Below are 22,441 nucleotides of genomic sequence, written 5' to 3'. Positions count from 1 at the left end.
ATCTATTTTGCCACTAATTTATTCACTTTCAGTAAAGTGGTGGGTCGTGAAGGATTCGAACCTTCGACCAATTGGTTAAAAGCCAACTGCTCTACCGACTGAGCTAACGACCCATCTGTTTTGGCACTGATTTATTCACTTTCAGTAAAGTGGTGGGTCGTGAAGGATTCGAACCTTCGACCAATTGGTTAAAAGCCAACTGCTCTACCGACTGAGCTAACGACCCATCTTATTTACAACACTTCAAATACCGCTAACTTATTCTATTTACTAGAGTAAGTGGTGGGTCGTGAAGGATTCGAACCTTCGACCAATTGGTTAAAAGCCAACTGCTCTACCGACTGAGCTAACGACCCATTTACTGGTATTTTGCGCCCCGAACGACCTCGCCGTTCCGAGGGCGCCTATAATACCTTTTTCATTTTCCCATGCAAGCGTAAATTCCCAATTTTTTGTCGTTTGCATGAAAAACAGACTAAGAGTATGTTTTTTAGTTAATTATGCTTTAATTGCAGCCAATTGTTGTTGAGCAATGCGTGCTGCAGCGCTGTTGGCGTAGTCTTTTACTACTTGTTGGTAGTATTGAGTCGCACCGGCTTTATCACCGGTTTTCTCTGCGATCATGCCAAGCTTCACTAGACTGTCACCACGTTTGTTGGAATCACTAAAACGGGTTACGACGGTATTGAAGGCTTGTTTGGCTTCAGCAAATTCACTCTTATTAAACAGTAACTGTCCTAACCAATAGTTGGCGTTGGCAGCATAGACTGAATCTGGATACTGTTTAATGAAGGCACGAAACGCTGGAATAGCATCGTCATACTTGCGCTCTTTCAGCACTAAGTTCACCGCACTTTCGTAGCTGGCCGTTTCACTTAAGCTACTGGCGGCGGCATTGGCGGTTGCGGCCACTGCAGCGGGCGTTGCAGGAGTAGAAGCAGCTGGCGCGGCAGCGGCTTTGGAGGATAAATTGGCAATTTCATCGTAAAGCTGACGCTGACGTTGTTGCATCTGCTCTATTTGATAATTCTGTTGTTCGGTCAAACCACGTAAGTCGAGAACTTCTTGCTGCAAAGTATCCAGACGGCGCTGCATATCAATTTCGCTTTGTTGTCTCGATTTTACAATGCGCTCTAAACGAGCAAGTCTGTCATCACCTGAACCACCAGCAATATCTTCAACAGGAGCAGGAGCTGCCACTGCAGCTCCTGCGCCGAAGAACATTGCCGTAATTAAGACGGCACGTTTCATCTAGTTACTCTCCGTAATTCAATCTTAGTAAACTAAAACTGCACGACGGTTTTTAGCAAAACCTTCATCGGTACGAGTGAAGTCAAGTGGCTTCTCTTCGCCATAGCTTACGATGCTCATTTGGCTAGGTTGTACACCCATGCCTTGTAAGTATTTAGCAACAGCTTTAGCACGACGCTCACCCAGTGCGATGTTGTATTCTGGCGTGCCACGCTCGTCGGCATGACCTTCAATCAATACGCGTACGCTTGGGTGCTCAACTAAATAAGTACCGTGGGCTTCGAGTACGGCGGCGAATTCAGTTTGAACTTCACTGCGGTCGAAGTCGAAGTAAATGATGTGTTCTTTTCTCAACTGCTCGAGTTGCTGACGTTGTTGCTCTTCAGGTGACAACATTCCACCAATACCGCCAGTTTGAACGCCACCACCATTCAGTTCGCTACCAGAACCGTTTGTAGAGCCCATTGCATCAGTTTCTGATTCAGAAGTTGAGCTACACGCACTAATAGCCATAATTGGAAGTGCTACCAACATAGCTTTTAACAACTTGTTCAGATCCATTATCTGTTCCTTATAAAATTAAATGTGAATAAATCGAGCTAATACATTAGAGAAACGGAGACCAAGAAGGTGATTTCACCTCACCCTGACCTACCGGTAATCTCGCTTTAAAGCGTCCGTCCGTAGAAACAGCTGCTAAAACTTGCTTGCCTTGATACGTAGTGCCATAAATCACCATAGTACCATTAGGGGCCACACTTGGAGATTCGTCCAAACGTGTCGATGTCAGCACCTGCATAAAGCGCGTACTTAAATCCATACGTGCAATATTAAATTTACCGTTTGTGCGATTCACAAAAATCATGCTGCGACCATCAGGGGTAATCGAACCACCTAAATTCCATTCACCTTCAAAGGTTTCACGGATCACTTTGCCTGAATTTAAATCTACACGATATAACTGTGGTCTACCACCGCGCTCGGAGGTAAACAACAATGACTTGCCATCGGGATACCAAGATGGCTCAGTATCGATGGAATAGTGGTTGGTAATACGTTTTGCTGCCTTAGTGGCGATATCGATAACGTAAATCTCAGGTTGACCATCCTTTGAGAGGGTCACAGCCAAGGATTTACCATCTGGCGAGAAAGTCGGTGCACCGTTAATGCCAGGGAAGCTGCTCACCTTTGTACGTACTTGGGTGTAAAGATCCTGAACAAAAATCTCAGCCTTTTTGTTTTCAAAGCTTACATAGGCTAAACGACGACCATCGGGAGACCAAGAAGGCGACATCAGCGGCTCTGGAGAGCGCAGTAACATTTGCTCGTTATAACCGTCATAGTCGGCGATCATCAGTGAATAAGCCGCTTTCTGAGTGTGATTCACCACCACGTAAGAAATACGGGTTAAGAACGCACCACGAATCCCCGTCAACTTCTCATAGACGATATCGCTAATACGGTGGCCATATTGACGGAACTGCGCCGCAGAAATCACTGTTTGGCGACTGTCCATCAAAAATTCCGTAGCACTGGTAGGGCCTTTTAACGCTTGGTTTTGCGCTTTAACCAAATCGATAAGGTCAAAACTCACCAAAAACTGATCCGTACCATAAGGTTTTACCGACCCCACGACGACAGCTTCGGCACCGACATTGGCCCACGCGCTCGCGTCAAACTGGGCTAAGGCACCGATACCACGTTGTGGTAACCCTAATTCATCTAATGGTTTGAAGGTACCGCTACGAATTAAGTCAGACATCACCACATCGGCAATCGCCTGGGGTGGCGCACCCGCACCTTGCCATTGGAATGGCATCACTGCGATTGGACGCGCCGCATCCACACCCTCAGTGATCACAATATCCAGCGCCGCTTTTGCCGGCATAGTGCAAAGCAGAACCGCCAATGCTAACCATTTTGCCAAAATTTTCATGGGACTCCTTTAATTAAACGTTGGTTCAACGATTAAGTTAATTTCTTTCATCAAGTTATAAACCGCAGGATCCGGAGACACTGGTAACTTGCCCGCTTTTAAGATCGCCGCTTTTGCTGCACGGCACACATTAGGATCGCCCCCCTGCGTCTGACTGCTGATCACAAAACCATCATTGGCTAAACGCACAGAAACAGTACAGGTTTTACCGCGCATCGACTCGTCAACCACTAGGTTACGTTGAATCGTCGATTTAATCATCGCGGTGTATTTACCCACTTCCGTTTGCATTTGCTTATTCATGGTTTGCGATAACGCAGCCTGCTCGGCGGCTAACGCATCGGCCATTTCCTGCTCTTGCTGGGCACGCGCCTTGGCTTCAGCATCCGCTTTTGCCTTAGCTTCGGCTTTTGCTTTCGCTTCTGCATCGGCCTTGGCTTTTGCCTCCGCTTTGGCCTTAGCGTCTGCCTCGGCTTTCGCCTTGGCTTCGGCTTCCTTCTGCTTACGGTCAGCCTCGGCTTTCGCGGCTGCAGCTTCTTCTACTTTGCGTTTTTCCGCCGCTTTTTGAGCTGCATCTTCAGCAAGTTTACGTTCCTGCTCCTTCTGCTTGCGGTCGGCTTCAGCTTTCTGCGCTTTTTCCTTTTCCTGTTGCTGCTTCACCTGCGCGGCTTTCGCGGCATCATTGGCCTTTTGGGTCTCAATTTCCTGTTGCTTACGTTCTTCCGCCAGTTTCTTCAACTGTGCCTGTTCACGCTCACGGGCTTGCTTTGCTTCCTGTGCTTTGCGCTCAAGTTCGGCTTGGCGCTCACGTTCGCGGCGCTCGGCATCGCGCTTTTCCTGCTTAAGCTTTTCAACTTGATTAGCCACTTTTTGCTGATCAACCATAACAGCTTTTACTGCAGGGGCGCTAACTTGTTGCACAGGTTCAGGTTTATGGGTGAAATCTATGCCAATAGCCAGAATAATTATCACGCCAATATGAATACCTGCTGAAATCGACAGAGGTAATGCAACATTTGAATTATCCGCCACCTATTTCTCCTTGGGTGAATCCGTCATCAAACCGACTGAGGGAACGCCTGCCTGCTGCAGGGTCACCATCAATTGGATCACGTTATCGTAAGGAATATTTCTATCGGCTTTCACCACCACTGGGCGCTCAGGCTCAGTCACCATGATCGCCGCAACGGCGGTGGCTAACTCATCCAATTCCATCTCTTCGTTATTGGAACCGCCCTGATTAAGGAAATAAGCGCCGTCGGCATCGATAGACGCTACTACTGGCGGCTTACTGTCCGCAGGCAGCACTTCCGCCGCACCTTGAGGCAGCTCCACTTTCACCCCTTGGGTCACAATCGGCGCTGTTACCATGAAAATAATCAGCAGCACGAGCATGACGTCGATATAAGGCACCACGTTGATTTCGGCAACGGGGCGACGACGTTTACGCTGATAACCGACTTGCATTATACGCCTTCCTTCTCACTGTACGCTTGGCGATGCAGGATGCTAGAAAACTCTTCCATAAAGTTAGCGTAACCGATTTCCAGCTTTTCAACTTGGGTGGCAAAACGGTTATAAGCGATAACAGCAGGGATTGCCGCAAACAGACCCATTGCGGTTGCGATCAGTGCTTCTGCAATACCTGGCGCCACCATGGCAAGCGTCGCGTTTTCCATTGAGCCGATAGCGATAAATGAATTCATAATACCCCATACCGTACCAAACAAACCGATATAAGGGCTAGTCGAACCAATGGTTGCCAATAAAGGTAAGTTGGCCTCTAACTTTTCTAATTCACGGGATAAGGTGACGCGCATGGCACGTGAAGTACCATCCATCACTGCATCGGGCACTTTGCTATTTAATTTATTTAGACGTGAATATTCTTTAAAACCCGTCACAAATAATGACTCTAAGCCAGTATTATCTGGACGAGCCGATAATTCTTTATACAGACGATTTAAATCAACGCCTGACCAAAATTTATCTTCAAATTTTGCCGATTTACTTTTTGCAGATGTCAATAAGCTACGGCGTTGTAAAATCACCGTCCAAGACATTACAGACAAGCAAAGTAAAGTGAACATCACAAATTTCACTAATAAACTGGCTTGTAAAAATAACCCGACAATCGACATATCAGCTTGCACTGTCAAACTCCTGCACAATATTTAAGGGGATAGCTCGGGGCCGCATTCGTGATAAGGCAACACAGGCTACTAGCACTGTGCCTTCACAATAACAGTCTCCCTGATGATCAACCAAACGTTGATGAAATACCAACGAGGCCTTTTTCAACTCTATGACCTTAGTTTCTACAATAAGGTTCTGTTCAAAACGCGCGGCTTTTTTAAAATCCAATTCCGCCCGCTTAACCACAAACGCCGTATCATCGGCTAACAGTGCAGTCTGGCTTACGCCTAAAGCTCTTAACCACTCGGTTCGCGCCCGCTCAAAAAAATTGAGATAGTTCGAATGATAGACAACTCCACCAGCGTCGGTGTCTTCGTAATAGACTGAAATGGGCCAATTAAACGTCATTTGAAATCAGCAAATTTTGGTTGAAAAATTGACGCTTACTATACCTAGGGAAACAAGACTTGTGAATGACCCGACGAAGATATAGATAGGGATAGCGCGGGTTTCAGCGCAATTGAGGGATTTGTAAATAACAATGGGGTCAAACGACCCCATTTCATTAACATAGTTCGCTATTTTGCGAGAGTTTGCGGCAATGTCAGCCCGAAGCTTTGCCACAGGAAGCTGTAAATGTCGGCAAACTCGTCGATCTTCATCGCTGTTGGTTTGCCGGCACCGTGCCCTGCATTAGACTCAATGCGCATAATGACGGGTTTATCGCCCTGCTGCTTCTCTTGCATCATGGCAGCAAACTTAAAGCTGTGTAGCGGAACTACGCGGTCATCGTGATCGGCCGTCATCACCATAGTCGCAGGATAGGCCTGGACTTTAACGTTATGGTAAGGCGAGTAAGCCAATAAGGCAGGGAATTGCTCAGCGTTGTCGGCACTGCCGTATTCACTGGTCCAAGCCCAACCAATGGTGAACTTGTGGAAGCGCAACATATCCAGCACACCCACGGCCGGTAACACGGCGGCAAACAGTTCAGGACGTTGAGTGACAGCAGCGCCCATCAACAAACCACCGTTACTGCGACCATAAGCACCTAACTTAGTACTGTTAGTGTATTTTTCGTTGATTAGGTATTCGGCCGCCGCAAAATAGTCATCAAACACATTTTGCTTTTTATCGAACATCCCAGCTTGGTGCCAGCTTTCACCGTAATCGGCGCCGCCACGTAGGCTTGGTACGGCGTAAATGCCGCCCATATCTAACCAAGCGATGTTGGCAGGACTAAAACGCGGAGTCATTGAAATCGCAAAACCACCATAGGCATAGAGTAGCGTTGGGTTTTGACCATTCTTCACCAGCCCCTTCTTGTAGGACACCATCATAGGGACGCGAGTACCGTCCTTGCTGGTGTAAAATACTTGCTCAGACACATAGTCATCGGGATTGAACGACACCTGCGGCTTAGCAACCACTGTCGACTCTGCCGTTTTAAAATCGAACTTATAGGTAGTTTCGGGTTGAATATAGCTGTTAAAGACATAGTAGAAATAGTCTTTGCTCGCCTTGCCGAAAGGTCCGGCAACATTACCTTTACCAGGTAAAGTGACATCCTGACGCTTTTGTCCGCCCATGCTGAAAATCGATAACTGTCCCAATACATCGTGCAAATAACTCACGACTAAATGGTCATTAATAATGGCCACTTTATTAATAGGATCTTTCGATTCTGGAATAATGGTTTGCCACTGGGATTTATCACTATTACGGGTATCGATGGCAATCACTTTACCGTTTGGCGCATCTAAATCGGTCTTGAAATAAAATACGGCGCCATCATTGCCTAAAAACTCATATTCCGCCTCGAGGTTAAGGATTAATTCCACCACCTGCGCTTTAGGTTCAAACAGTGATTTATAGAAGAAACGATTCCGTTTGTCTGTGCCTTGGGAAATTGACAACAGTAAATATTCGCCCTGCTCAGACACATCGATGCCGAAGCCCCAGTCTTTATTTTGTGGGCGTTCGTAAATCAATAAATCTTGGCGCTGATCTGTGCCTAACTTGTGGTAATACACTTTTTGATTAAAATTCACATCAGCCAGTAAATCACCGCCCGCGGGTGCATCGTAACGGGCATAGAAAACACCTTGGTTTTCCTTATCCCACACTGCGCTGGAGAATTTAATCCAGTTGAGTTCATCTTTAAGCTTTTTACCCGTGGCAATATCGATAAACTGCCACTGCTGCCAGTCAGAGCCTGACTTAGACACTCCATAGGCTAAAATCTTGCCGTCATTACTGACTGATACGCCGGAAAGCGCCACAGTCCCATCGGCTGAAAAACCATTTGGATCCAGTACAGGTTTCTCAACGCCATCTTTGCCTTTTACATAGAGTACAGATTGCGCTTGTAAACCATCGTTACGGTAATAAAACTGGTTATCGCCATTCTCGAAAGGAGCAGAGATTTTCTCGTAGTTCCACAGCTCTGTGATACGGTCAACCACGGCTTGTTTGTTGGGGATCTTCGCTAGGTATGCTTGACCAAAGGCCTGTTGTTCTTTGACCCAGCTTTCGGTTTCTGGCGTGTTTTCTTCAAGGTGACGGTAAGGGTCCGCCACTGCAACACCGTGAATCGTCTCGACTAAGTTGTCTTTTCGGGTTTCTGGGTAAACCAATTTGTTGGCGCTGACCTGCTGTGCGGCCTCTTCTGGCGTATTGCCACTCTGGCAGGCGGCCAACGCCATGCCCAATGTGGCCACTAATAAACCTTGCTGGGCAAGGCGAAATCTTAATGCCATCTTTTATCGTCCTTTTAGTGATATCCGGCTTAACGCTCTTTTGCAGCAAGTACTATACAAGCAAAATTTTTCATGGCAATGCCGCAGCAAAAGATGAGCTTTTCTCGCTAAGAGGCAAGATTTAACAAAGTGGTAGCAATGATGAGTTTATTGAAGTGTATTTTTATGCATTAATTCTGACTGACAAGCTGTTAATCAAGCTAAATAGTGACTTAAGTGAGCTAAATCACTTAATTATTCATTAGTTTTACTAATGTGTCTAGGCAATTTTTCTCGTTTGCTTGAGCCCTTGGGACGCACTAGAATGTGCTTGTTTTCAGGAGATATCCGCTAGCGGATATGGAAAACAAAGAACTTTTAAACTGGTGTCTTTTTAAGATGTCAGTTCATCCCTGGTTCTTATGCTTGACTTCCTTCCTTCAATTTGTTGATTGCAAATGCATTTTTTGCGGCCCGCTTAGATTAAGCGGGCTTTTTTTTATCTCGATTCAAACACACCGCGAAATTCTAGCGATTTTCAGTCGTTTTTTGTTACATAAAAATCTAATCCTCTTCCCTAAAAACGCAGCAATAAACTTATGCCTTGACGTCACTCTTAGCATTGCCGCACTTTTAATACCAATCACATTAAATATCTAATCAGTTCAGAGCCTCACAGGCCTCTCAATCCAAGGCGCATTGACGAAGAAATGGTTATTCCCTTTTAAGTCAATGTAACACGGGAGTGAGATGCCTGTGAGGCTCCCGAAGGGCGGGGTTGAATGGGCTTTATACTGTGTTTAAGGCTTTCGACAGAGCGCCACTATGCCTTCAAGCCTTCGCCTTGTCTAAAGCCCGTTTAACTCCCGCTGAATGAACAGATATTTAATACGATTGGTATAATAAGCCATAAGCTTGAATGACTGAGATTGGAGTAACATTCATGCGTTCACGAGATGCACGCTTCAGAAATGACAATGCCAAGTCCGAATACTTGGCATTGTTGGTTTAAATGAGGTGTATTTAAACTGAACGAAACTAGAACTTAGAGCCAAATATCACATCAGCGGCTTACTGATCCGGATAACGACGCGGCGGTTGAGTGCTCGCTCCTCAATATCATCATTCGACGCCACATGACGGCGCTCACCATGGCCGACGGTGACTATTCTATCCTGCGGAATACCGCTGGCGACAAAGAAATCTTTTACCGATTCTGCGCGCTTATCCGACACTTTTTGGTTAACGGAACGACCACCGTAACTGTCGGTATAGGCATCGACTAACACCAGCTCCACATCCGGATCGTAGGATAAGTATTCCTGAATGCGGGAAAGCTGCTGCTGTGAGAAACGAGTTAAATCGGTGCCGCCCTCTTCATAGTTAAGTACGGTAAAGGCGATATCCTCGAAACTGTATGGCAATAAGTGTGATAGGCACGACTTAAACTCAGCATATTTACGGCCAAAGTTCGCCGCCGACAGCCCTACCGCAATTTTATTCGATTCGTTATACCAATCGGCATAATAAAACGTCGGCTCCATGCCACGGCTCAGTTCGCTCAACATCGACCAAGCGGCACGTTTTGGCACTTCACCATTAAAGTACTTTTGGTAACGTAATGAAGTGATTTCTTTCGATACTACGCCAGGACGCCACTGGGGGGCGCGACTCATCAAGGTCGCCTGTGTGACTTGGTCCGGTTTCACCCACATGTCCAAGGTAAAGTTAAGATTTAACTGTTTACCCGCTTCGCTGGTGAAAATCGCCTTACCGTAAGATGGAATATCATGCTCAAGACGGCATATGATGGGGCTGTTTTGACTGACTCGCCATTGGGATTCGCCCAAAGAGGCCACATAGTGGCGCAACTCTGCCATTGCAGTTGCTGGAACGCATAAAATTGATACTAATATCAGTTTTCGCCACATAGCCCTTACTCGTGTTTATTCGGTTACGAAGTTTTATCGGCAAACTTTTTAGTTCCTTTAGCTCATAAAACCACCAATCAAACATGACACATCCTAGTACATTTAGCATAATAGCGCCCTATCATTTTTCTTGGGTACTTTAATGAGCGATATTAGCGACGCAAACAAATTGAAACACCGATTTCGAGGCTACTTTCCGGTAGTGATAGATGTCGAAACCGCGGGCTTCAACTCTCAAACCGATGCGTTGCTGGAAATAGCCGTCACGCTGTTAAAAATGGATGATGAAGGCATGCTCGGCATTGATAAAACCCTGCATTTCAATATTGAGCCCTTTGAAGGCGCCAACTTAGAACCCGAGGCGCTGGCCTTTAATGGTATTGATCCCACCAACCCATTACGCGGCGCCGTAAGCGAAAAAGAAGCCTTTTTAGAGATTTTTAAAGCCGTTAAAAAGGCGCAGAAGGCCTCAGATTGTCACCGCAGTATTATCGTGGCGCACAATGCCGCCTTCGATCATGGGTTTGTGAGTAAAGCGATTGAGCGCTGTGACTTAAAACGCTCTCCCTTCCACCCTTTTGCTACCTTTGATACGGCAACACTCGCAGGCTTAGCTATCGGCCATACCGTGCTGGCCAAAGCCTGCATTATGGCGGGGATCCCCTTCGATAATAAAGAGGCTCACTCAGCACTTTACGATACCGAGCGCACCGCAGAGCTGTTTTGCTACATAGTTAACCGCTGGAAGCAGTTAGGTGGTTGGCCATTATTAGCCGCGGGTGAGTCAGAGGATGCAGATGGTGAGGAATAAGCGTTAATGCTTATCGACCGTCCAATAAAAAAGCTGCCCTAGGGCAGCTTTTTTATTACGCGAAAATCTGCAAATTACAGAGAGCTTGCGTTTTCTGCTAAGTAAGCCGCAACACCTTCAGTGCTTGCGTTCATACCTTTGTCGCCTTTTTCCCAACCCGCTGGGCACACATCACCGTGCTCTTCGTGGAATTGTAGGGCGTCGATCATACGCAGCATTTCGTCAACGTTACGGCCTAATGGCAGATCGTTAACCACTTGGTGACGTACCATACCTTCTTTGTCGATCAGGAATGAACCACGGAAAGCCACGCCAGCTTCTGGGTGCTCAACATCGTATGCTTTGCAGATGTCGTGTTTAACGTCAGCAACTAAAGTGTATTTCACTTGGCCAATACCACCTTTTTCTACAGGGGTGTTACGCCATGCGTTGTGAGTGAATTGAGAATCGATAGACACACCGATCACTTCAACACCACGCTTAGTGAACTCTTCCATGCGGTGATCGAAAGCGATCAACTCTGATGGACAAACGAAAGTGAAGTCAAGTGGATAGAAAAATACAACCGCTGGCTTACCTTTGATGGCCGCAGTTAAGTTAAAGCTATCTACGATTTCGCCAGAACCTAATACAGCTGCAGCAGTAAAATCAGGAGCCGGACGGCCTACTAATACGCTCATTTTATATCTCCATCTATGAGTTGAACTAACTATTAAAGTAAAACATCCCTTAAACACGCTAGCACCGATTTGTGCGAGTGTCTTTAAGGGAGCTTACCAATCAAATCTTTAGGCATTATAAGTCGTGCGTTTTGCCTTACAACCTATTTAAGACCAATATCACATTTTTCAAGGGCATTTTGACACTACTGCTTAAGGATAGAGCAATCTGGACGAGTGGTAAGCGTACGAGAACACATTCGTCTAACAGTAAAAACCCACCCAATTCACATTTTCAGATATTTTTCAGATTAAGCCGCCGTAAACTGGACAGACACGGCCTTTGCAGTCAAAAATAGTCCCTTTGGTTTACAGAATTAAGATATTGTCTATGAATGCAGTCGTTATTGCAGTGTGTTTAATGTTAGCCCTCAGTTTGGCGAGGGTGAATGTGGTGATTGCACTCACTATCAGTGCCCTCGTTGCCGGTTTGGTCGGGGGAATGGATCTGCATCAAACAATTGATGCCTTCAATACGGGATTAGGTGGCGGCGCACAAATCGCTCTCAGTTATGCCTTACTCGGGGCGTTTGCTGTGGCACTATCCCATTCGGGCTTAACGACACTGATCTCCAACTCCATTATTAAAAGCCTTGGCAAGGACCCCAATGCCACCAACACCAACTGGGTGCGCTGGTTATTGTTGTTATCCCTGCTTGCTATGTCGATGGCGTCGCAAAATATCCTGCCGATCCATATCGCCTTTATTCCGATACTCGTGCCGCCGCTGCTGCATGTGATGACCAAGCTGAATATCGACCGTCGTCTGGTCGCCTGCGTGCTGACCTTTGGTCTTGTGACCACCTACATGATTTTACCCGTGGGGTTTGGCGGGATTTTCTTGAATGATATATTGCTCTCTAACCTGACGGGTAATGGATTGGTCGCCGTACGAGATCAAATTCCCCCTGCCATGCTGATCCCCGCCGCCGGTATGGTGGTTGGCTTGTTGATCGCGGTATTTTTCAGTTACCGCAAACCTAGGGTTTACGATGAAGCTAAGGTACTGACCGCCGAGTCTGAAGAAAGCCTCAATAAACGCAATATCGTTATCGCTGCGTTTGCGATTCTGGCGACTCTGTTTGTGCAACTTGAAACCGATTCGATGATCTTCGGCGCCTTAGTCGGCTTTATGATCTTCAGTTTTTCGGGCGCGCTCAAGCACGTTGCCGATCAAGATATTTTCACTCAAGGCGTGCGCATGATGGCCAATATCGGCTTTATCATGATCTCCGCCGCAGGTTTTGCTGCGGTAGTCAAAGAAACCGGCGAAGTCGGCACACTTGTCTCGTCATTAAGTTCATTGATTGGCGACAATAAAGCCCTCGCCGCCTTTTTGATGTTACTGGTCGGTCTTTTGATCACTATGGGCATTGGCTCGTCTTTCTCGACCATTCCGATTATCGCGACGATTTACGTGCCCTTAGCCTTAAGCTTTGGTTTTTCAGTGCCTGCAACTATCGCGTTAGTCGGCACCGCTGCGGCCTTGGGCGATGCTGGCTCACCAGCATCTGACTCAACATTGGGCCCGACCTCGGGTTTAAATGCCGATGGTCAGCACGACCATATTCGCGACAGCGTGGTCCCAACCTTTATCCATTACAATATCCCTTTACTGGTCTTTGGTTGGATTGCCGCCATGGTGCTCTAGGACTGATAGCAATAAAAAAGCGTGGCAAGACCACGCTTTTTTATGCCTAATTTTTAATGTCTAGCTAGCTCAGTAAAAGGAACTCAGCGCAGGCTATTATCGGACACATGCCCACCCTTTTTGGCCTTATCCACGTATAAAGCCTTATCCGCCGCCTGTAACACAGAATCAAAGGATGGATAGCCGCTCGAATCTGCCACCCCGCACGATACCGTTAGCATGCTTAAGAACTGGCGCTGCTCAACATTCTCTTTAAGCTTATGAGCAAGTTGTAACGCTTTATCCTGGGAGCAATTACTGAGGATCACCACAAATTCGTCCCCACCAGTGCGGATGAACAAGTCATTCTCCCGAAATACCGCCCGCATGGCTTCAACAATTTGCAGAATTGCCATATCGCCCAGTTTATGACCGTAGGTGTCATTGATGGTTTTGATTTTATCGCCATCGATACAGATCACCGCATACAAGCCCTCAGTCGCCGCCTTAAATATCAGCGTCTCATAGACCTTCTTATTGTAGGTTTTAGTAAAAGGATCCTGCAGCATCGCCTCGCCGAACCGTTGACGTTCTGCTCGCAGCTGTTTAAGGCGCATATACCTGAGTTGGAAGATAACAGTTAACACGCACAACAAGAACCATAGGGGAACATACTGAACCACAAAGCGTAATACACTGACTTTGTAGGTTAATGTGGTGAGGTTATCCAGATGATTGCTCATGGGATAAAACAAGAACTCTGGTGTAATACGCGTCCAGAGGCTGTCGCCAGTGATCACGATATCGGTGCCATAAGGGGTCATCACCGACTCATAGTCTTTACCCCGCATAAATCCCGATGCCATAAATGCCGTATCGGCAATCACATCCCCCCACATATGCGCAGGATCGTGGGAAGATGAAATCGGCGCCGCCATAGAGAAAATAACATTTCCTGTAATTTCATCGACGTAAGGAATCGATAACACGATACCGTCCGCCAAGGACTCCGCCGACGCGTCCTTACTGCAATAATGCAGCCGCTGACAGAACTCATTGGTCAAAATATGATCGTGAATTAATCGGTTTTTCACTTCTTCCGGAATTGGGGATGCCACATACAAGGCATTGCTTTTATATAAGCCGATATAGACAAAAGCCCCGCGAACCGCATTCTTGCGACTCGAATAGAGGTAGTCAAAATAACGAATGATTTGCTCTTCTTCCGGCAGCAAATGGCTCCCGGGAGGCAATAATAAGCGCGAAGGGTCAAGCTTAAAGGGCGCAAGCAGCGCGCTATCAAAATCAATAATATCGTGTAACGACAAGCCTTTTCCTAGCAGCTCCACATAACTTGGCACAGTGTGTTTTGCCCTCAGGAAATGAACGAAAGCCTTATGTTCCTTATCGATTTTGAAGGGTAAGAGGATCAGCAGCAGGACAACAAATATCAATGTTGCCAGTGAACAGGATTGACGAACCAGTGCCCAACTGAGTTTTGTACTAATCATAATCCCTGCGATCATCTTACTTAAAATGAATTGAATATAACGAACAATTGCATTGTTCAAGTATTAAATTGAAATAAATCTTATTGTTAACTCTAGTTCAAGCACTGGGAAGGGGCGATGAATATTGTATTACGAACGCCAAAAACAAAAAGGGAGCCTAAGCTCCCCTATCGAATCTTAATGACGGTTAAGTCATCTCGTTTTTATTTAGTACCGAAGATTTTATCACCAGCATCGCCTAAACCAGGCAGAATATAGCCTTTCTCGTTTAAGCATCTGTCGATAGCGGCAGTATATAGCTCAACATCTGAGTGAGCCGCTTCAAGGGCTTTAATCCCTTCAGGCGCGGCAACTAACACTAGGGCTTTAATTGACGTACAACCGCGTTTTTTCAGCAGATCGATCGTCGCAATCATTGAGCCGCCGGTTGCCAGCATAGGGTCAACAATCAGCGCGATACGTTCATTCATATCGCTGGCCAGCTTTTCAAAATATGGCACTGGCTCTAAGGTTTCTTCGTCGCGGTAAATACCCACAACCGAAATACGCGCACTTGGAATATGCTCAAGCACGCCGTCCATCATGCCTAAACCCGCACGCAGGATTGGCACAACAGTCACTTTTTTGCCCTTGATCTGATCCACATCCACTGGACCATTCCAGCCTTCAATCGTAACAGTTTCGGTTTCGAAATCTGCGGTAGCTTCATAGGTTAACAAGCTGCCCACTTCGGCGGCTAGCTCACGGAAACGTTTAGTGCTAATGTCACCTTCACGCATCAGGCCGATTTTGTGACGCACTAACGGGTGTTTAACCTCGACAACTTTCATTTTTCTCTCCTACTGTTGTTCGCGAAATATCTTAGGCAAATTTTTCAGATTTTAGATGATTTGTTTATTGGGTAAAACATAAAGTTTTGCCATTCGAGCTAATCGTGAGCAATATCCCAAGAATTATTGCCTATCGCTTAAGATACGCCCATTCATCTACTATTTTATGACCAATCGCAGGATAGAAAATGTGAAATATCCCCCTGTGAAGCTAAAAATACTCCCCGCAAGGCGATAAATCCAAATCATGGCTTTCGACCCCTAGCACAAGCTGGTAGAATACCGCCGCATAAAAATCCAATAACGATGTACCCGAGAGGATCCTCCGTGAGCACTCCTACCCCACTGAGCTATAAAGACGCTGGCGTTGATATTGATGCTGGTAATGCACTGGTAAGTAACATTAAAGCGGCTGTTAAACGTACCCGTCGTCCAGAGGTAATGGGCAACTTAGGTGGTTTTGGCGCATTGTGTGAATTACCCACTAAATACAAGCAACCTGTTTTAGTGTCAGGCACCGATGGTGTTGGTACTAAATTGCGTTTAGCTATCGATTACAAAAAACACGACACAGTCGGTATCGACTTAGTGGCTATGTGTGTGAACGACTTGATCGTTCAAGGCGCTGAGCCGTTGTTTTTCCTCGATTACTACGCAACAGGCAAGCTCGATGTAGAAACAGCAACCTCGGTTGTTAACGGCATCGGCGAAGGTTGTTTCCAATCTGGTTGTGCGTTAATCGGCGGCGAAACCGCTGAAATGCCAGGCATGTATGAAGGCGAAGATTACGACCTCGCAGGTTTCTGTGTGGGCGTGGTTGAAAAGGCCGACATCATTGACGGGAGTAAAGTGGCTGCGGGTGATGCGCTGATCGCCTTAGCCTCAAGCGGTCCTCATTCAAATGGCTATTCATTAGTGCGTAAAGTATTAGAAGTCAGCCAAGCGGACCCTCAACAGGATCTCAATGGCAAGCCATTGATCCAACATCTGTTAGAACCAACCAAAATTTACGTTAAATCATTGCTCAAGCTGATCGAAGCATCGGACGTGCACGCAATGGCGCACATCACTGGCGGCGGTTTCTGGGAAAACATCCCCCGCGTACTGCCTGAAGACTGCAAAGCCGTTATCCAAGGTGATTCATGGCAATGGCCTGTCGTTTTCAACTGGTTAATGGAAAACGGTAACATTGCAGAATATGAAATGTACCGCACCTTTAACTGTGGTGTCGGCATGATCGTTGCGCTGCCAGCCGATAAAGTCGATGCCGCACTGGCACTGCTCGCCGCCGAAGGCGAACAAGCTTGGCTAATCGGTGCTATCGCTGCTCGCGAAGGCAATGAAGAGCAAGTGGAGATCCTGTAATGCCCCAAAGCTGTCGTGTAGTTGTATTAATTTCCGGAAATGGCAGTAACCTGCAAGCCGTTATCGACGGTTGTGACGATAATCTGCAGGCCGAAGTTGTCGGAGTGATCAGTAATAAACCCGATGCCTACGGTTTAATTCGCGCCCATCATAGTGAAATTGATACCAGCTGCGTGATTGCTCATTCAGGTGAATCTCGCTCTGAGTACGATGCACGGTTAATGGCAACAATTGAAAAGTACCAACCTGACTTGATCGTGTTGGCCGGATTTATGCGTATTCTGACCAACGATTTTGTGAATCGTTACTTAGGACGCATGATCAATATCCACCCTTCGTTGCTGCCTAAATATACCGGATTAAATACCCACCAGCGCGCCATTGATGCCAAAGACACAGAACATGGCGCCAGTGTGCATTTTGTCACCCCAGAGCTGGATGCTGGCCCAGTGATTTTACAGGCAAAAGTCCCTGTTTATGAGGATGATACTGCTGAGATGCTCGCCGCTCGTGTCCATGAGCAAGAGCATGCGATTTATCCTTTGGTGGTGAAATGGTTCAGCCATCAACGCCTCAAGATGCAGGACGGCCAAGCCTATCTCGATGGCACCTTAATCGGACCTAACGGCTACGCCCCCGATTAAACACTGCCTCGCGAAAAAAAAGAGACCTTAAGGGTCTCTTTTTTTTCGCCTTGTAATACAAAATCATTGTTTTCTCGCCTAATGTGGCATTAGATAAGCTAACGAAAAGTGATTTTGTTCGGCATACAAGAGACTATTAGATGAAAAATATTATCTGCGATATCGATGGTGTACTCCTGCACGACAATAAGCTGATCCCCGGCAGTGATAAATTTATCCACCGCGTTCTCGACCAAGGCAATCCCCTCGTTATTCTGACCAATTACCCAGTACAAACGGGTAAAGATCTGCAAAACCGCCTCAGCGCCGCCGGGATAGACGTACCAGAAGAATGTTTTTACACCTCGGCCATGGCCACCGCCGATTTTTTAAAGCATCAGGAAGGCAGTAAAGCTTTTGTGATTGGCGAAGGCGCCCTCACCCATGAGCTCTACAAGGCTGGCTTTACCATTACTGACATTAATCCCGACTTCGTGATTGTCGGTGAAACCCGCTCCTATAACTGGGATATGATCCATAAGGCCGCCGGATTCGTCGCCCGCGGTGCCCGTTTTATCGCCACCAATCCCGACACTCACGGCCCCGCTTACAGTCCGGCCTGCGGCGCCCTGTGTTCACCAATAGAGCGCATTACCGGTAAAAAGCCCTTTTATGTGGGCAAACCCAGCTCGTGGATTATCCGCTCAGCGCTCAACCATATCGACGGTCATTCCGAAAATACCGTGATTATTGGCGACAATATGCGCACCGATATTCTGGCGGGTTTTCAAGCAGGGCTTGAGACTATTCTGGTCACCAGCGGCGTGAGTAAGCTTGAAGATATCGATAAAGAGCCTTTCCGCCCAAATCATGTATTCGCCTGCGCCGGCGATATTGATGTAGTTTAATCCTTAAATCGCCCGATTCTCAGCACCTTAGCGTGCTGAGAACCACAACAGACTCGATACGGTAAAGCAACATTAAGTAACATTTTTCCCCTTGGCTCTCCCTTGTCCCCCAATAGCGCTTGCTTCATGATAAGGCACGACATACCCCTTTGATATATGCGTGAAATACGCCCTAAAAACAACAGTAGGATTAACCTATGCGACGTTTGTATCCTGTCTGCGCGCTAGCCATGCTCAGCGCCTGCAGCCCTAATTCGGCCCAGCCCGATGCCAACAGCAGTGCAGCACTGAAACCCGTGCAAATGAATGAAGCACGCTTTAGAAACGACATTAAAAACCTTTCCTCCGATGAGTTTGAAGGCCGCGCCCCCACTACCCACGGTGAAAAGCTCACCTTAGACTACCTGTCTAAGGCCTTTGCCGAAATGGGACTCAAAGGCGCCTATCAAGGCAGTTTTTTACAACCTGTACCTATGGTGAGTTATACCGCCTACGATGTGCAGCAAATCAGCTTGGCAGGATTGCCGTTAACCTATCGCAAAGATATCGTCTTAAACAGTCGTCACGATAATGGCGGCGTCAATATCGAAAACGCCCCCTTAGTGTTTGTTGGCTACGGTGTAAATGCGCCGGAATATGGCTGGAACGATTACCAAGATGTGGATATGAAAGGCAAAATTGCGGTGATCCTTGTGAACGATCCCGGCTTTGCCCGCCCTGACTCTGGTAAGTTTAACGGTAAAGATATGACCTACTATGGTCGCTGGAGTTACAAATTTGAAGAAGCCAGCCGTCAAGGCGCACTCGGGGCGTTGATCATTCACGATACCGAGCCTGCTTCTTACCCTTGGTCCGTGGTTGAAAACAGCTGGACTGGCGCGCAGCAAGATTTAGTCCTCAGCAAAGCCGAGCAAGACAGCCGCGTGCAAGTCGAAGGCTGGTTAACCTTAGATGCTGCTACACAATTATTTGAAAAAGCGGGTTTATCCCTACCAACGCTGATGGCGCGCGCCGCCGATAGTCCAATTAACTTACCCCTTGAGCAAATGGCCAATATCGCCTTTAAAAACAAAGCCGAATACGCCAACAGCTATAACGTTGTCGCCACCCTTCCCGGCACTCAGCAAGCCGATGAGCAAATCCTATTTACCGGCCACTGGGACCATATTGGCAAAGATGACAGTAAAGAAGGCGATAAGATTTACAACGGTGCCATGGATAACGCATCGGGCATTGCGGGCATTTTAGAAATCGCCAGACAACTGGCCGATAACGCCAAACAGGGCCACGGCTTAGCGCGCTCGGTGACCTTTATCGCGACGACAGGTGAAGAGCAAGGTTTACTCGGCTCACGCTATTACGCTGCCAACCCAATCTACCCCATTGATAAAACAGTGGCAGTACTCAACTTAGATAGCACCAATATTTATGGAAAAACCAAGGACTTCACTATCGTCGGTAAAGGCAAGTCCGAGCTTGAAAACTACTTAGTCGATGCCGCCAAACAGCAAAACCGTATTGCTTTGGGTGAAAAGAATCCTGCGTCGGGCGGATTCTTCCGCTCTGATCACTTCAGCTTTGCCAAACTTGGCGTGCCTGCGGTCTTTGCCGGTGGAGGAAGCGAACCCATAGATGCTGCAACCGCAAGCTATAAGACTCAAATGCAAGCGACCATGAAGGGCTGCTACCACAATGTCTGCGATGAATACCATGAAGACTGGGATCTGAGCGGTGCGATTCAAGATCTCGAAGTTTACTATCAAGTGACTCGCACCTTAGGTAACAGCCAAGATTGGCCTGGCTATTATCAAGGCACTGAGTTCAACAGCCTGCGTCCTGCCAAAACGGAACTTGCCACGGCCGCAAAGTAAACACTTGAAAACGATTCATCGCTGAAACATCCCATAAGGCACCTTGAGAGGTGCCTTATTATTTTATCAGCCGCCCCACTTTAGACTCACAGTTTGACCTTGGCTGTGACAACACGTGCAATGACCGCCGACAAACTGTTCATTAAATCAGCAATATTTGTGATTGGATCACTATCTTGCTCACATTTATCATGATTTTGCCAAAAACGGATTTTATTGAGTGAACATTATGTATTTGCCAATATCCCGCTTCGCAACCAATAACCAAAAACATTTTATTCATAAAAATGCACGATAAATTAAACAACCATCAGCCATAACCATTTTACATGCAGATCAAAACCATCGAAAACACCTAAAAACAAACAAATCATCAAAAATAGTATTTGGCAAAATCCCGAATCGCTGGCACATTGATACTCAATTGAGACATCCTCAAATGAAATACAGCGGTTTAGGAGTTGCATTATGTGTTCAATTTTTTCAATTTTAGATATTCAATCCGATGCGAAAGAGCTACGCCAAGTGGCACTGGAAATGTCCAAACTGATGCGCCATCGCGGCCCCGATTGGTCAGGCATTTACGCCAGCGATAAAGCGATTTTGGCCCATGAGCGCTTGGCGATTGTCGATATTGAACACGGTGCGCAGCCACTACTAACCGAAGACGGCAGCCTTATCCTCGCGGTCAACGGTGAGATCTACAACCATAAAGAACTCAAAGCCCAACTCGGCGATAAATACAGCTATCAAACCAACTCTGACTGCGAAGTGATCTTGGCGCTATATCAAGAATACGGCACTGAATTCCTTGATAAATTAAACGGTATTTTCGCCTTCGTACTCTACGATAAAGCCAAAGATGCCTACCTTATTGGCCGTGATCATATGGGTATTATCCCGCTCTACACTGGGCGTGATGCGGCGGGTAACTTCTACGTGGCCTCCGAAATGAAGGCACTGATGCCGGTCTGTAAAACCGTGGCCGAATTTCAGCCTGGGCAATATCTGTACTCAAGCATCGGTGAGCCAGTGCAATACTACACTCGCGATTGGCAGAGCTTTGATGCGGTGAAAGATAACGGCGCCAGCCAGGAAGAATTACGTGATGCCCTCGAAGCCGCCGTTAAGCGCCAATTGATGTCCGACGTGCCCTACGGCGTGTTGTTGTCTGGCGGTTTAGATTCCTCGGTGATCTCGGCGATTACCCAAACCTTTGCCAAACGCCGTATCGAAGATGACGATCAAAGTGGTGCTTGGTGGCCACAGCTGCACTCCTTTGCCGTTGGGTTAAAAGGCGCGCCGGATTTAGCCGCTGCTAAGAAGGTCGCCGATGCGATTGGTACCATTCACCACGAGATCAACTTTACCTTCCAAGAGGGTTTAGATGCGATTAAAGAAGTCATCTACCACTTAGAAACCTATGATGTCACCACCATTCGTGCCGCGACACCCATGTACCTGATGGCGCGTAAAATCAAGGCGATGGGCATTAAAATGGTGTTATCGGGTGAAGGTGCCGACGAACTCTTTGGCGGTTACTTGTACTTCCACAAGGCGCCAAACGCGCAGGCCTTCCACGAGGAACTCGTGCGTAAACTGGATAAACTGCATCTGTTCGATTGTCTGCGCGCCAACAAAGCCATGGCGGCGTGGGGACTCGAAGCCCGTGTGCCTTTCCTCGATAAGGAATTTATGGATGTGGCGATGCGTATCAACCCTGAGGCAAAAATGTCTAAGGATGGTCGGATTGAGAAACACATTCTGCGCCAAGCTTTTGAGCATAAATTGCCAAAAGAAGTCGCCTGGCGTCAAAAGGAGCAATTCAGCGATGGCGTGGGTTACTCTTGGATCGATGGTTTAAAAGCCCATGCCGCTGAGCAAGTCGACGACTTGCAACTGGCCAATGCGAAGTTCCGCTTCCCGTACAACACACCAGAAACCAAGGAAGCCTATTTCTACCGTTGTTTCTTTGAAGAGCATTATCCATTGCCAAGTGCCGCCGAAACGGTTCCCGGTGGCAAGTCGGTCGCCTGCTCTACGCCTGAAGCGCTGGCGTGGGACGAAAGCTTACGTGGCATTATCGACCCATCAGGCCGCGCCGTACGCTCAGTGCATGCTGCTAGTTATTAATCGCTGAGGCATGTCATCAAGATAAAAGCCACCCTAGGGTGGCTTTTA

General features: G+C 47.1%; 19 protein-coding genes and 3 tRNA genes. 7 read left to right on the top strand and 15 right to left on the bottom strand.

The window, feature by feature from the left end; translation table 11 throughout:
• Positions 1 to 37: 37 nt before the first annotated feature.
• The 12 genes from M0415_RS03125 to motY form a co-directional block, all read right to left on the bottom strand.
• Positions 38 to 113, bottom strand: a tRNA-Lys gene (locus tag M0415_RS03125).
• A gap of 37 nt (positions 114 to 150) precedes the next feature.
• Positions 151 to 226 (bottom strand) — tRNA-Lys (locus tag M0415_RS03120).
• A gap of 54 nt (positions 227 to 280) precedes the next feature.
• Positions 281 to 356 (bottom strand) — tRNA-Lys (locus M0415_RS03115).
• Positions 357 to 498: 142 nt separating this feature from the next.
• Positions 499 to 1,251 (bottom strand): tol-pal system protein YbgF, encoded by a 753-nt coding sequence (ybgF, locus tag M0415_RS03110; RefSeq protein WP_249555706.1) that lies wholly within the window; start codon positions 1,249 to 1,251, stop codon positions 499 to 501.
• Positions 1,252 to 1,275: 24 nt separating this feature from the next.
• Positions 1,276 to 1,812: a peptidoglycan-associated lipoprotein Pal gene (pal, locus tag M0415_RS03105; RefSeq protein ID WP_011717443.1), complete on the bottom strand. Its 537-nt coding sequence runs from the start codon at positions 1,810 to 1,812 to the stop codon at positions 1,276 to 1,278.
• Between the two features lie 46 nt (positions 1,813 to 1,858).
• Positions 1,859 to 3,187: a Tol-Pal system beta propeller repeat protein TolB gene (gene tolB, locus M0415_RS03100; RefSeq protein WP_249555708.1), complete on the bottom strand. Its 1,329-nt coding sequence runs from the start codon at positions 3,185 to 3,187 to the stop codon at positions 1,859 to 1,861.
• A 9-nt stretch (positions 3,188 to 3,196) separates the two neighbouring features.
• Positions 3,197 to 4,219, bottom strand: a complete 1,023-nt coding sequence (gene tolA, locus M0415_RS03095; protein WP_011717445.1) for a cell envelope integrity protein TolA — start codon at positions 4,217 to 4,219, stop codon at positions 3,197 to 3,199.
• Complete coding sequence (gene tolR / locus M0415_RS03090; RefSeq protein WP_011623130.1) at positions 4,220 to 4,654, bottom strand: protein TolR; 435 nt, start codon at positions 4,652 to 4,654, stop codon at positions 4,220 to 4,222. It lies immediately after the preceding gene.
• Positions 4,654 to 5,340, bottom strand: a complete 687-nt coding sequence (gene tolQ / locus M0415_RS03085) for a protein TolQ (protein WP_011626518.1) — start codon at positions 5,338 to 5,340, stop codon at positions 4,654 to 4,656. The genes tolR and tolQ overlap by 1 nt, the downstream gene beginning before the upstream one ends.
• Positions 5,330 to 5,731 carry a tol-pal system-associated acyl-CoA thioesterase gene (gene ybgC / locus M0415_RS03080; protein ID WP_011626519.1) on the bottom strand — a complete coding sequence of 134 codons (402 nt, stop codon included), beginning with the start codon at positions 5,729 to 5,731 and terminating at the stop codon, positions 5,330 to 5,332. The genes tolQ and ybgC overlap by 11 nt, the downstream gene beginning before the upstream one ends.
• Before the next feature lie 170 nt (positions 5,732 to 5,901).
• On the bottom strand, positions 5,902 to 8,082 hold the full coding sequence (locus M0415_RS03075; RefSeq protein WP_249555710.1) for a prolyl oligopeptidase family serine peptidase: 2,181 nt from the start codon (positions 8,080 to 8,082) through the stop codon (positions 5,902 to 5,904).
• A gap of 1,037 nt (positions 8,083 to 9,119) precedes the next feature.
• The gene (gene motY / locus M0415_RS03070) at positions 9,120 to 9,992 is read right to left on the bottom strand and encodes a flagellar protein MotY (RefSeq protein WP_249555712.1); all 873 of its coding nucleotides are present in this window, start codon (positions 9,990 to 9,992) and stop codon (positions 9,120 to 9,122) included.
• Positions 9,993 to 10,134: 142 nt separating this feature from the next.
• On the opposite strand from motY, the gene rnt reads away from it, so the two are divergent.
• Entirely contained in the window at positions 10,135 to 10,803 is a 669-nt protein-coding gene (gene rnt / locus M0415_RS03065) for a ribonuclease T (RefSeq protein ID WP_249555719.1), read from the top strand.
• A gap of 74 nt (positions 10,804 to 10,877) precedes the next feature.
• Here rnt and M0415_RS03060 read toward each other — a convergent pair whose 3' ends face one another.
• Positions 10,878 to 11,483 carry a peroxiredoxin gene (locus tag M0415_RS03060; RefSeq protein WP_011623136.1) on the bottom strand — a complete coding sequence of 202 codons (606 nt, stop codon included), beginning with the start codon at positions 11,481 to 11,483 and terminating at the stop codon, positions 10,878 to 10,880.
• Between the two features lie 370 nt (positions 11,484 to 11,853).
• Between M0415_RS03060 and M0415_RS03055 the strand changes: the two genes are divergently transcribed.
• A complete protein-coding gene (locus M0415_RS03055) occupies positions 11,854 to 13,173 on the top strand; it encodes a Na+/H+ antiporter family protein (RefSeq protein WP_249555721.1) in 1,320 nt (439 codons plus the stop codon).
• Between the two features lie 83 nt (positions 13,174 to 13,256).
• Here M0415_RS03055 and M0415_RS03050 read toward each other — a convergent pair whose 3' ends face one another.
• The gene (locus tag M0415_RS03050; protein ID WP_249555723.1) at positions 13,257 to 14,663 is read right to left on the bottom strand and encodes a GGDEF domain-containing protein; all 1,407 of its coding nucleotides are present in this window, start codon (positions 14,661 to 14,663) and stop codon (positions 13,257 to 13,259) included.
• 203 nt (positions 14,664 to 14,866) lie between these two features.
• On the bottom strand, positions 14,867 to 15,493 hold the full coding sequence (upp, locus tag M0415_RS03045) for a uracil phosphoribosyltransferase (protein ID WP_249555725.1): 627 nt from the start codon (positions 15,491 to 15,493) through the stop codon (positions 14,867 to 14,869).
• Between the two features lie 327 nt (positions 15,494 to 15,820).
• Between upp and purM the strand changes: the two genes are divergently transcribed.
• From purM to asnB, 5 genes are all read left to right on the top strand, one after another.
• On the top strand, positions 15,821 to 16,858 hold the full coding sequence (gene purM / locus M0415_RS03040; RefSeq protein ID WP_249555727.1) for a phosphoribosylformylglycinamidine cyclo-ligase: 1,038 nt from the start codon (positions 15,821 to 15,823) through the stop codon (positions 16,856 to 16,858).
• A complete protein-coding gene (gene purN / locus M0415_RS03035; RefSeq protein WP_086904704.1) occupies positions 16,858 to 17,502 on the top strand; it encodes a phosphoribosylglycinamide formyltransferase in 645 nt (214 codons plus the stop codon). Before purM ends, purN begins: the two co-directional genes overlap by 1 nt.
• A gap of 140 nt (positions 17,503 to 17,642) precedes the next feature.
• Positions 17,643 to 18,389, top strand: a complete 747-nt coding sequence (locus M0415_RS03030) for an HAD-IIA family hydrolase (protein ID WP_011626525.1) — start codon at positions 17,643 to 17,645, stop codon at positions 18,387 to 18,389.
• Positions 18,390 to 18,586: 197 nt separating this feature from the next.
• The gene (locus M0415_RS03025; RefSeq protein WP_086904703.1) at positions 18,587 to 20,260 is read left to right on the top strand and encodes a M28 family metallopeptidase; all 1,674 of its coding nucleotides are present in this window, start codon (positions 18,587 to 18,589) and stop codon (positions 20,258 to 20,260) included.
• Between the two features lie 468 nt (positions 20,261 to 20,728).
• Positions 20,729 to 22,393, top strand: a complete 1,665-nt coding sequence (gene asnB, locus M0415_RS03020; RefSeq protein WP_011717455.1) for an asparagine synthase B — start codon at positions 20,729 to 20,731, stop codon at positions 22,391 to 22,393.
• Positions 22,394 to 22,441: the final 48 nt, after the last annotated feature.

The organism is Shewanella sp. 10B (genome assembly GCF_023475885.1).
Taxonomy (GTDB): Bacteria; Pseudomonadota; Gammaproteobacteria; order Enterobacterales; family Shewanellaceae; genus Shewanella; species Shewanella mangrovisoli.
This window is presented reverse-complemented; position numbering and strand designations above follow the sequence as displayed.

Excerpts from the sequence above, each read along its gene's own strand:
- M0415_RS03055 (WP_249555721.1), top strand. The coding sequence starts at position 11,854 with ATGAATGCAGTCGTTATTGCAGTGTGTTTAATGTTAGCCCTCAGTTTG.
- motY (WP_249555712.1), bottom strand. The coding sequence starts at position 9,992 with ATGTGGCGAAAACTGATATTAGTATCAATTTTATGCGTTCCAGCAACT.
- asnB (WP_011717455.1), top strand. The coding sequence starts at position 20,729 with ATGTGTTCAATTTTTTCAATTTTAGATATTCAATCCGATGCGAAAGAG.
- ybgF (WP_249555706.1), bottom strand. The coding sequence starts at position 1,251 with ATGAAACGTGCCGTCTTAATTACGGCAATGTTCTTCGGCGCAGGAGCT.
- tolB (WP_249555708.1), bottom strand. The coding sequence starts at position 3,187 with ATGAAAATTTTGGCAAAATGGTTAGCATTGGCGGTTCTGCTTTGCACT.
- rnt (WP_249555719.1), top strand. The coding sequence starts at position 10,135 with ATGAGCGATATTAGCGACGCAAACAAATTGAAACACCGATTTCGAGGC.
- M0415_RS03050 (WP_249555723.1), bottom strand. The coding sequence starts at position 14,663 with ATGATTAGTACAAAACTCAGTTGGGCACTGGTTCGTCAATCCTGTTCA.
- pal (WP_011717443.1), bottom strand. The coding sequence starts at position 1,812 with ATGGATCTGAACAAGTTGTTAAAAGCTATGTTGGTAGCACTTCCAATT.
- M0415_RS03030 (WP_011626525.1), top strand. The coding sequence starts at position 17,643 with ATGAAAAATATTATCTGCGATATCGATGGTGTACTCCTGCACGACAAT.
- ybgC (WP_011626519.1), bottom strand. The coding sequence starts at position 5,731 with ATGACGTTTAATTGGCCCATTTCAGTCTATTACGAAGACACCGACGCT.
- tolR (WP_011623130.1), bottom strand. The coding sequence starts at position 4,654 with ATGCAAGTCGGTTATCAGCGTAAACGTCGTCGCCCCGTTGCCGAAATC.
- purN (WP_086904704.1), top strand. The coding sequence starts at position 16,858 with ATGCCCCAAAGCTGTCGTGTAGTTGTATTAATTTCCGGAAATGGCAGT.
- M0415_RS03025 (WP_086904703.1), top strand. The coding sequence starts at position 18,587 with ATGCGACGTTTGTATCCTGTCTGCGCGCTAGCCATGCTCAGCGCCTGC.
- M0415_RS03075 (WP_249555710.1), bottom strand. The coding sequence starts at position 8,082 with ATGGCATTAAGATTTCGCCTTGCCCAGCAAGGTTTATTAGTGGCCACA.
- M0415_RS03060 (WP_011623136.1), bottom strand. The coding sequence starts at position 11,483 with ATGAGCGTATTAGTAGGCCGTCCGGCTCCTGATTTTACTGCTGCAGCT.
- upp (WP_249555725.1), bottom strand. The coding sequence starts at position 15,493 with ATGAAAGTTGTCGAGGTTAAACACCCGTTAGTGCGTCACAAAATCGGC.